Genomic DNA, 1,016 nt, shown 5'->3' with positions numbered 1-1,016 from the left:
TTCCTCTGAATCTTCCTCCTCTTTACGAAGTAACCAGTCCTAATCTCCCTCTCGTGGGTGATGATCTGGATGAACTCGCCGTCTGGAAGGCTGAGGGTTACATTGTTCTCGTTCAAGTCCACACCAACGACGGCTTTTGACTCTCTGACTTCAACTTCCTTTGAGAACACCACGTGGAGGAAAATTCCCATCTGGTTTTTAACAAGCCAGGCTTGTCCTATTTTCCACTCCCTAAACTTCTCGTGGTGTTTTGCCGGGTAAAACTCCAGTTCCAGCCTTCCACTTGGAGTTGAGAGCTTGATAATTCCCTCTTCAATGTCGAGCTTGAACAGGTGGTCGTCCAGCATTATGACTTTTTTCTTGAAGGTTGGTTTTCCATTAGCTTTTCCTTTTCTCTTCCTCTTCCTGTAACTCTTGTAGATTGAGGTGGCCATTTGACAGGCCGTGTAAATGTAGTGGCTTGGGAGTTCTGGGTACTGCTCCCGAAGGCTCTTGTACGCCTCTTTCTTCAGCCGGTAAAAGCTCGTAATGTTGTTCTCAAAAACATAATCAAGGAGTAAATTTACAATATCAGAATAAAGGGAGAAGAGGTCTTCTAACCCTTCAGGTTCTGTTTTGAGTTTGAATTTTGCCGTGAGTTTAATCGTCTCTGAGGGCATTCTTTACCGCCTCGACAAGGCGTTTTCTTGTGAGAACGGGCACCATAGAGTTTTCCAGCAAAAGAGGTTACGATGGCTAACAAGTCCTCAACAAGTTCCTTTTCCGGCGTTTTCTCTTCATCATCAAAGATTACTTCAACCTCAACCCCGTGAGAGTTAAAGTATTGCTCAAGGTACACGAATCCTAAGCGGGTGAGCCTGTCCTTGTAAGTTATCACGACTTTTGTTATTTCCCCGCTTTCAATGAGTTTGAAGAGCTGTTTTAACCCCTTCCTGTTCTCGTTCAGTCCTGAGGAAATGTCTGTTATGATTTTTGCAACTTGGTAGCCTTTTGATGCGCAGTAGTTCTTGAGGTAT

At 44.4% G+C, this 1,016-nt stretch carries 2 pseudogenes; both read right to left on the bottom strand.

The annotated features are described in order from the left end of the window. Window positions 1-659 (bottom strand): annotated as a pseudogene (locus THEPK_RS05340) (RNA-guided endonuclease InsQ/TnpB family protein); the annotation flags it as partial. After that, window positions 640-1,016 (bottom strand): annotated as a pseudogene (locus THEPK_RS05335) (IS607 family transposase); the annotation flags it as partial. The pseudogenes THEPK_RS05335 and THEPK_RS05340, both read right to left, overlap by 20 nt.

The organism is Thermococcus sp. PK, assembly GCF_000430485.1.
GTDB lineage: Archaea > Methanobacteriota_B > Thermococci > Thermococcales > Thermococcaceae > Thermococcus_A > Thermococcus_A bergensis.
The sequence above is the reverse complement of the archived record's forward strand: the minus strand, read 5'-3'. Positions and strand labels throughout refer to the sequence as shown.